This window comes from Kitasatospora sp. NPDC059803, from assembly GCF_042732255.1.
Lineage (GTDB): Bacteria > Actinomycetota > Actinomycetes > Streptomycetales > Streptomycetaceae > Kitasatospora.
In genome coordinates, this window is record NZ_JBHWIJ010000238.1 from 1,060 (window position 1) to 9,481 (window position 8,422).

An 8,422-nucleotide genomic window follows, 5' to 3' on the forward strand; every position below is an offset into this window, starting at 1 on the left:
CGCGCCCGCGGCGGGGGCCTCCTCCCGGGTGGCGCCGCCGCAGGCGCCGCGTCGGGCGGGAATCCGGCGGCCGCGCGGGCCGGCCGGGACGGCGAGCTTGCTCACTGCTGCCATCGCGCACCCCCGGGGGCGGAGGCAGGGCGTCTGAGGTACGGCATGGCGATACGGTCCCCTTGCTGGTGGCGGGCCGGCCCGGTGGGCACGGGTGCTGCGGCGAGGATCCGTCGAGGACGCGCACGGGCGTCGGCTGCGGAATCCGGGACTGGGGAGGGGCGCCGACCGCAGCGGCTGGGAACGGGGCGGTCAGCGCGCAGCGCGCGGGCGACAGAGCTCGTCGAAACACCGTCGGTGCCACGAGCCGCCGATCCCGACCAGGGTGATGTCGGTCCGCCGAATAGCCATGCGGGGAACCCTAGGTCCGGTTCCTTGTGCAGGTCAAGGACGGAACCGGGGCTCGGCGTCCTGGGCAGTGGCGGTCCTGACACTCCGGATGCTGTGACCAGGAGTAACAGCATCAAGTGCTGACTGGCTGTCCGGGCCACCGGTCCGCAACGCTCCTTCAAGCGGCCGCAGCTGCCGGAGCGGCACCGACGTCCCCCGTCCCACGGACCGCCCGACCCGTGCTCCGGCACCCGATCCCGCCCCGACGCGGCATCCGCCCCCCGGCGAACGGCCCGTCCCACGGCCCCGGTCCGGCGGTCCAGCACCCCGGACGCCGCCGGTGACTGCCGGTTACCACCGCCGACCGTCCCGAACCGCTCCCCGAACCGCCCCTCCCGGAAGGACCACCAGCCCCATGCCCGCCCCGCCCAACCGGCCCGCCGCCGGCCAGTCCGGCGCCACGCCACGGAGGGCCGGGTGACCCGCTTCCTGCTGCGCCGCCTCCTGCTGGCCGTACCGACCCTGCTCGGCGTCACCGCCGTCGTCTTCGCGACCGTCACGCTCGTCCCCGGCGATCCGGTGGCCCTCTTCCTCGGGCCGGGCGCACCGCCCGAGGCCCGCCGCGAGCTCTCCGAGCGGCTCGGCCTGGACCAGCCGTTGCCCGTCCGCTACGCCTCCTGGCTCTGGCACGCGCTCACCGGCGACCTCGGCACCTCCGTCTCCGGCCAGCGCCCGGTCGCCGACCTGCTGCTCCCGGCGCTCGGCCAGACGCTGACCCTGACCGCGGCCGCCTTCCTGCTGGTGCTGGTCGGCGGGGTGGCGCTGGGCGCCGTCGGCGCGCTGCGCCCGCGCGGCCCCGGCGGGCGGATCTCCGGCGCGCTGTCCGCCCTCGCGGTCTCCGCCCCGCAGTACTCGGTGGCCCTGCTGCTGATCGCCGTCTTCGCCGTGGGCCTGCGCTGGCTGCCGGCCGGGGGCACGCACGACGTGTTCGGCTCCGGCGGCCTGCCCGACCTGGCCCGCCACCTGATCCTGCCGGCCGTGGCCGCCGCGCTCGTCCCGCTCGGGCTCACCGCCCGGGTGTTCCGGGCCGCGCTGGGGGGCGTGCTGGCCGGCGAGCTGGCCGACTCGCTGCGCGCCCGCGGCCTGCGCCCGGCCACCGTGCTGCGGCACTGCGTGCACAACGCCTCGCCGGCGCTGCTGACCATCGGCGGCCTGCAACTCGCCTACCTCCTGGAAGGGGTGATCTTCGTGGAGACCCTGTTCGCCTGGCCCGGCGTCGGCCGGCTGCTGTACGACGCGCTCACCTCCCGCGACCTGCCCCTGGTGCAGGGCGGGGTGCTGGTGGTGGCGGTCGCGTTCGTCGGCGTCAACATCCTCGTGGACGCGGCGCACGCGGCGATCGACCCGCGAGTAAGGAACTGATGTGACGTCACGTGTCCTCGCCCGAGCGAACCTCGGCCTGACCGTCCCCGCCGCCCTCGCGGCGCTGCTGGTCCTGCTCGCGCTCGCCGCGCCACTGGTCGCCCCGTACGACCCGGCCGCCGGGCGGCTGGCGGACCGGCTGCTCGACCCGGGCAGCCCCGGCCACCTGCTCGGCACCGACGGCCAGGGCCGCGACCTGCTCAGCCGGCTGATCTGGGCCGGGCGCGCCTCGCTCACCGGCGGGCTCGTCCCGGTCGCGGTGGCCGCCGTCGTCGGCACCCTGCTCGGCGTCGTGGCCGGGCTCGGCGGCCGGACCACCGAACAGGCCCTGCTGCGCCTGCTGGACGTGCTCTACGCCTTCCCCGGGGTGCTGCTGGCGATCGCCATCGCCTCGCTGCTCACGCCCGGCCTGGGCGCGACCGTGCTCGCGCTGTCGGTAGTGCTCACCCCCGCGGTGGCGCGGGTCGCGTTCACCGAGACCCGGCGGGTCCGGGCCGCCGAATACCTGGTGGCCGCCCGGGTCAGCGGCGCCGGCTGGGGGTCACTGGTCCTGCGCCAGGTCGCCCCGGTGGTCGCGCCGGTGGTCCTGGTGTACGCGTCCTCGCTGGTCGGGCTGGCCATCATGTACGCCGCCGGGCTGTCCTTCCTCGGGCTCGGGGTCGCCCCGCCCACCGCCGAGTGGGGCGCGATGCTGGAGGAGCTGCGGCCCTCGCTGCTCACCCACCCCTGGGTGGCGGTCCTGCCGGCCCTGGTCATCATCGCCGTCTCGGTCGTCTTCAACACCCTCGGCGAGACACTGCGCACCCGCGTCGGCGACACCGGCGCCCTGCTGGCGCACGCCGCCCCCGCCGCCGCGAGCCGGTCCACCGACCAGTCCGCCGACCGCTCAGCCGACCGCTCGGCCGACGGCTCGGCCCGGCCGGGAGCCGCGAAGCGGGTGGGCGCATGAGCACGCTGCTGGAGATCAACGGCCTGACCGTCGAGTACCCCGGCGGGGTCCGGGCCGTCGACGACGTCTCCCTCACCCTGCCCGCCGGCCGCTCCCTGGTGCTGCTCGGCGAATCCGGCAGCGGCAAGACCACCGTCGCCCGCACGGTGCTCGGGCTGCCGGGGCACGGCGCCGCCGTCACCGGAGGCGTCCGGCTCGCCGGGACGGACCTGCGGGCGCTCGGCGAACGCGCACTGGCCGACGTCCGCGGCCGGCGGATCGGCTACGTTCCGCAGGACCCGGCCGCCTCGCTCGACCCGCTGCGCCGGATCGGCCCGCAGCTCGCCGAGGTGCTGCGGCGGCACGGGATCGCCGCCGACCGCCGGGCCGCCCGCGCGGCCGTGCCGAAGCTGCTCGCCACCGCCGGCATCCCGGACCCGGAACGCGTCGCCCGGGCCTACCCGCACGAGCTCTCCGGCGGCCTGCGCCAGCGCGCCGCCATCGCCGTCGCGATCTGCTGCGGCCCGGAACTGCTGATCGCCGACGAGCCGACCACCGCGCTCGACGCGCTGATCCGCGGGCGGATCCTCGACCTGTTCACCACCCTGCGCGCCGACTGCGGCATCGCCCTGCTGCTGGTCACCCACGACCTCGCGGCGGCCCGCCGGATCGGCGGCACCGTGGCGGTCATGCGGGCCGGCCGGATCGTCGAACTCGGTCCCGCCGAACGGGTGCTGGGCGACCCGGAACACGCCTTCACCGCCGCCCTGGTGGCCGCCGAACCAGGAGCCCGCCGATGAACGCCGTAGACCACACCCACCCGGGCCCGGTCCTGGTCGTCGACGCCGTCACCAAGCGCTACGGCGACCGGACCGCCCTGGACGCCGTCAGCCTCACCGTCGCGCCGGGCGAGACCGTCGGCCTGGTCGGCGAATCCGGCTCGGGGAAGTCCACCCTGGCCCGCCTCGCCCTCGGGGTGCTCGCCCCCGACGCCGGCAGCGTCCGCTTCGCCGGCCGCGATCCGTACCGGCTGCGCGGCCGCGCCGACCGGGCGCTGCGGGGCCGCCTCCAGTTCGTCCCGCAGGACCCGCGCGGATCGCTCAACCCCAGCCTGCGCGCCGGGGAGGCGGTCGCCTTCGCGCTGCGCCTGCACGGTACGCCGCGCGCCGAACGCGCCGCGGCCGTCGCCCGGCTCTTCACCCAGGTCGGCCTGGAGCCCGCGCTCGCCGACCGCTACCCCCGGGAGCTGTCCGGCGGGCAGCTCCAGCGGGTGGCCGTCGCCCGGGCCCTGGCCACCGGACCGGACCTGGTGGTCTGCGACGAACCGACCTCCGCCCTCGACCGCAGCGTGCAGGCCCGCCTGCTCGACCTGCTGACCGACCTCCAGGAACGCACCGGCCTGGCCTACCTGTTCATCTCCCACGACCTCGCCGTCGTCCGGCACCTCGCCCACCGGGTGCTGGTGCTGCGGCACGGCCGGGTGGTCGAGGAGGGCCCGGCCGGCCTGCTCTGGGACTCCCCCGCGCACCCGTACACCCGGGCGCTGCTGGAGGCCGCCACCGGCGTCGCGTGACCCGCCGCCGAAACTCCATGCCGACACACCGCCGCACCCCCGCACCCCCGCACCCCCGCACCGCTGAACCTCCGCACCACCGAACCGACGAGGAATCGCCATGACGCGCACCAGCCGTATCCGCTCCAGAGCCGTCGCCCTGCCGGCCGCCGCCGTTCTGCTCGCGGCGGCGGCAGGCTGCGCCGGCTCCGACGGCGGCGGCTCCGCGGGGGCGGGCGGCGGTGACGGCCGCGGCGGCACCCTGGTCATCGGCGCCACCGGCAAACTCCCCAACCCGGACACCGTGATCGGCGGCGCCGGCTTCGAGGGCAAGCGGCTGGTCTCCTTCCAGCTCTACGAGGGCCTCACCCGGTACGAACTACTCAAGGACACCGACAAGCCGCCGGTCGTCACCGGCGCCCTGGCCACCGACTGGCAGGTCGCCGCCGACGCCAGGACGTGGACCTTCACCCTCCGCAAGGGCGTCACCTTCCAGGACGGCACCCCGTTCGACGCCGACGCCGTGGTCTTCAACCTGGCCCGCTACCTCGACAAGAAGAGCCCCGAGTACACCGACGCCCTCGGCGCCGCCGCCGCCGAGTACGCGGGCGACATCGCCTCGTACCGCAAGACCGACGCCGACCACGTCGAGTTGGTCACCAAGGAGCCCAACGGCCACTTCCCCGAGGACCTCGCGCACGTCCTGATCGCGAGCCCCACCGCCGTCCGCAAGTCCGGCTCGGCGGACTTCGCCCAGCACCCGGTCGGCACCGGCCCCTTCTCGTTCGTCTCGCAGACCGAGGGCCAGCAGATCGAGCTGGCCGCCAACAAGAGCTACTGGCGCGGCGCCCCCAAGCTCGACCGGCTCGTGATCAAGGCGCTGCCGGACGCCGCGGCCCGCACCGCCGCCCTGCGTTCCGGCGGCGTGAACTGGATCGAGTACCCGAACCCGGACGACATCGACAGCCTCAAGGCCGACGGCGTCCAGATCGCCACGAACAGCTACGACCACCTCTGGTACTGGATCCTGGACACCTCGAAGGCGCCCTGGGACAACCCGCTGGTCCGCAGGGCCGCCAACTTCGCGATCGACCGCAAGGCCATCGCCGAGAAGCTGCTGCACGGCACCGCCGACCCCGCCTACCAGACCGCGCCGCGCGCCACCGCCGCCTACGACCCCGCTGGCGACGTCTACTCCTACGACCCCGCCAAGGCCCGGCAGTTGCTCGCCGAGGCCGGCGTCCCGAACGGCTTCAGCACCTCCGTCACCGTGCCCACCGGCGGCAGCGGCAATCTGCTGCCGGTGCCGATCGCCGAGGCCCTCCAGCGGGATCTCGCCGCCGTCGGCATCAAGGTCGAGCTGCGCACCACCGACTGGACCACGCTGATCGGCGCCGAGGCCAAGGGCCAGGTGGCGCTCGGCTCGGACGCCGTCGCCCAGTCCACCACGCTGTTCCAGTCCGAGGCGCTGCTCCCGCTGTTCATCGGCTCCAAGAGCCCGTTCTGGACCGGCCACTACACCAACCCGCAGGTCGACGAACTGCTCGCCTCCTCGGCCGCCGATGCCGACCAGGCCGCCCGGCAGGCCGGGTACCGCAAGGCGCTCGCCCTGGTCACCCAGGACGCGCCCTGGCTGTTCGTGGTCAACGACCGCAATCCGCGGGCCCTTTCGCCGAAGGTCCAGGGGCTCGTGCAGCCGCAGTCCTGGTTCCTCGACCTGACCACCGTATGGGTCCGCTGACCCGCGGACACCGCCTCTCCCCCGGCTCCGAAGAGCACCGCGCACCACAGGAAGGACGGCCATCCCGATGACCGACCCGCACCGACCGCACCACCACAGCGGGACCGTCCCGCCCGGCTCCGCGCACGGCCCCGAGCACGCCGCGCCGCCCAAGTGGGGCATCACCCTCCCGCTGCCCGGCCTGACCATCGACCGGCACCGGTTCCTGGTCGAGCGGCTGCCCGACCTCGGCTACACCGACGTGTGGAGCGCCGAGGGCGGCGGCACCGACGCCTTCACCCCGCTGGCCGCCACGGCGGCCTGGTCCCCCTCGCTGCGGATCGGCACCGGCATCGTCCCGGTGCACACCCGCGGCCCGGCCGTGCTCGCCCAGACCGCCGCGACACTCGCCCAACTCGCCCCGGGCCGACTGCTGCTGGGCATCGGAGCCTCGGTGCCCGCGCACGTCACCGACATCAACGGCATCCCGTTCGACGAGCCGTTCAAGCGGACCAGGGACGTCCTGCGCTTCGTCACCCGGGCGCTGCGCGGCGAGTACGTCACCGGCGGGTTCGACACCTTCGACATCACCGGCTACCGGCTGCCGCACCCCCCGACCGAGCCGGTCAAGGTCATCCTGGGCGCACTGCGGCCCAACATGCTCCGGCTCGGCTTCACCGAGGGCGACGGCGCCATCACCAACCTGCTGTTCCCGCACGACGTGCCGAAGATCCTGGACGCCGTCGGCCCGCAGCCGCCCGGGAAGGAACTGGTCGTCAAGGTCTTCGTCTGCCCCACCGACGACACCGACTACGCCCACCGCGCCAGCCGGCCGTTCCTCGCCTGGATCCTCAACCGCGAGCCGTACCGCAAGTTCCACGAGTGGCTGGGCCACGGCGAACTCCTCGCCGAGACCCACCGCCTCTGGGCGGCCGGCGACCCGGAGGGCGCCCAGAAGGCGCTGCCCGACGAGGTCGTCGACGGGCTGTTCATCAGCGGCTCGCCGGAGGAGTGCCGGGAGCGCATCCTCGCCTACCACCGCCCCGGTGTCACCACCATCCAGCTGTACGTGTCGCTGCCGCCCGAGGTGTTCGTCAGCCGCGCCAAGCTGCTCGACACCCTGGCCCGGCTCGGGCCGGCCGCCCTCTGACCGTCGCGCCCCACCCGTCCCCATCCCCTGCCACCCTCACGACGCTCACGACGCTCACGACCGGAGGAGAGCCGTGCCACTCGAAATCCGCGGCGGGGTCCGCGCCGCACCCGTCCCCGGCCACACCGCGCAGGAACGCCAGGCCCTGCGCTGGGCCCCCGACGGCCGCGACCGCACCGCCGACCCCGCGTACGTCACCCGCACCGCGCGGGAGAACGAGGAGGACGGGCTGGACAGCGCCCTGGTGGTGCAGTCCAGTTCGTGGCCCGACCCGTGGCTGGTGGCCTCGTGGGCCCTGGCCGCCACAACCCGGCTGCGCATCGCGGTCGCCCACCGGGTCGGCACCACCGCGCCGACCGTCGCCGCCCGCTCCCTCGCGACCCTGGACCGCCTCTCCGGCGGGCGGGCGGCGGCCCACGTCATCATCGGCTCCAGCGACCACGACACGGCCCGCGACGGCGACCTCCTGGACAAGCAGGAGCGCTACCGCCGGGCCGACGAGTACCTCGACCTGTTCACCCGCTACCTCGCCGCCGACCAGGACATCGACCACAAGGGCGAGTTCTACACCGTATCCGCCGCCCGGCCCGGCCTGCACCCCAGACCCGGCGGCGAGCTGCTCTCCTTCGGCGGCTCGTCACCGCAGGGCCTCGACCTGGCGGCCCGCTACGCGGAGGTGTACGCCGTCAGCCCGCTGCCGCTGCCGGACACCCGGCGGCGGATCGCCCAGGTCCGCACCGCCGCCGCCGCGCACGGCCGGACCCTGCGGATCTGGCGGCACGTCACCGTCGTCCTCGCCGACACCGACGAGGCGGCCCGCGACCGCGTCCGCCGGCTGCGCCGCGACGCCCTGCGCCTCACCTCCGGTAGCGGCGGGCCCTGGACGGAAGCCGTCCAGCTCGACCGCGACCGCGAGCGCGGCCGCTCCGACCCCTCCCGGGGCGACGAGCAGGTGGCCGCCTACATCCGCCGCTCCCTCACCGCCGCCTACGCCGGCTCCCCCGCCACCGTCGCCGCCCGCATCGGCCTGCTGCGCTCGGCCGGCGTGGACATCGTCCAGCTCGACCTCCCCGTCGAGACGGACCAGGACCGTGAGCTGCGCCGCAGCCTCGTCCGCCACCTCCGCACCGGCCTCGGCACCCCCGCCGACCGCCGCGTCTGGTGACCGGCGCCCCCGTTCGGGGGGGGGGGGGCGCGGGCCCCCCCCCCCCCCCGCCCCCCCCACGACCCCGACGCAGTGCGAGGGATTGATGTTTGTGTTTTTGGGTA

The 8,422-nt window shown here is 75.4% G+C and carries 7 protein-coding genes; all 7 read left to right on the forward strand.

Annotated elements, in window-relative coordinates; genetic code table 11:
* Positions 1 to 858: 858 nt before the first annotated feature.
* Complete coding sequence (locus ACFV6I_RS29485) at positions 859 to 1,803, forward strand: ABC transporter permease (RefSeq protein WP_380428558.1); 945 nt, start codon at positions 859 to 861, stop codon at positions 1,801 to 1,803.
* Position 1,804: 1 nt separating this feature from the next.
* Positions 1,805 to 2,752, forward strand: a complete 948-nt coding sequence (locus ACFV6I_RS29490) for an ABC transporter permease (RefSeq protein ID WP_380428560.1) — start codon at positions 1,805 to 1,807, stop codon at positions 2,750 to 2,752.
* The gene (locus ACFV6I_RS29495; protein WP_380378319.1) at positions 2,749 to 3,531 is read left to right on the forward strand and encodes an ABC transporter ATP-binding protein; all 783 of its coding nucleotides are present in this window, start codon (positions 2,749 to 2,751) and stop codon (positions 3,529 to 3,531) included. The genes ACFV6I_RS29490 and ACFV6I_RS29495 overlap by 4 nt, the downstream gene beginning before the upstream one ends.
* Positions 3,528 to 4,304: an ABC transporter ATP-binding protein gene (locus tag ACFV6I_RS29500; RefSeq protein ID WP_380428562.1), complete on the forward strand. Its 777-nt coding sequence runs from the start codon at positions 3,528 to 3,530 to the stop codon at positions 4,302 to 4,304. Before ACFV6I_RS29495 ends, ACFV6I_RS29500 begins: the two co-directional genes overlap by 4 nt.
* A 100-nt stretch (positions 4,305 to 4,404) precedes the next feature.
* Positions 4,405 to 6,024 carry an ABC transporter substrate-binding protein gene (locus ACFV6I_RS29505; protein ID WP_380428563.1) on the forward strand — a complete coding sequence of 540 codons (1,620 nt, stop codon included), beginning with the start codon at positions 4,405 to 4,407 and terminating at the stop codon, positions 6,022 to 6,024.
* Between the two features lie 67 nt (positions 6,025 to 6,091).
* Positions 6,092 to 7,153, forward strand: a complete 1,062-nt coding sequence (locus ACFV6I_RS29510; RefSeq protein WP_380428565.1) for an LLM class F420-dependent oxidoreductase — start codon at positions 6,092 to 6,094, stop codon at positions 7,151 to 7,153.
* Between the two features lie 73 nt (positions 7,154 to 7,226).
* The gene (locus tag ACFV6I_RS29515; RefSeq protein ID WP_063346358.1) at positions 7,227 to 8,318 is read left to right on the forward strand and encodes an LLM class flavin-dependent oxidoreductase; all 1,092 of its coding nucleotides are present in this window, start codon (positions 7,227 to 7,229) and stop codon (positions 8,316 to 8,318) included.
* The last annotated feature ends 104 nt before the right edge of the window (positions 8,319 to 8,422 follow it).

What these genes read in the sequence shown, in the direction of transcription:
- ACFV6I_RS29500 (WP_380428562.1), top strand. Translation starts at nt 3,528, where the DNA reads ATGAACGCCGTAGACCACACCCACCCGGGCCCGGTCCTGGTCGTCGAC.
- ACFV6I_RS29505 (WP_380428563.1), top strand. Translation starts at nt 4,405, where the DNA reads ATGACGCGCACCAGCCGTATCCGCTCCAGAGCCGTCGCCCTGCCGGCC.
- ACFV6I_RS29510 (WP_380428565.1), top strand. Translation starts at nt 6,092, where the DNA reads ATGACCGACCCGCACCGACCGCACCACCACAGCGGGACCGTCCCGCCC.
- ACFV6I_RS29495 (WP_380378319.1), top strand. Translation starts at nt 2,749, where the DNA reads ATGAGCACGCTGCTGGAGATCAACGGCCTGACCGTCGAGTACCCCGGC.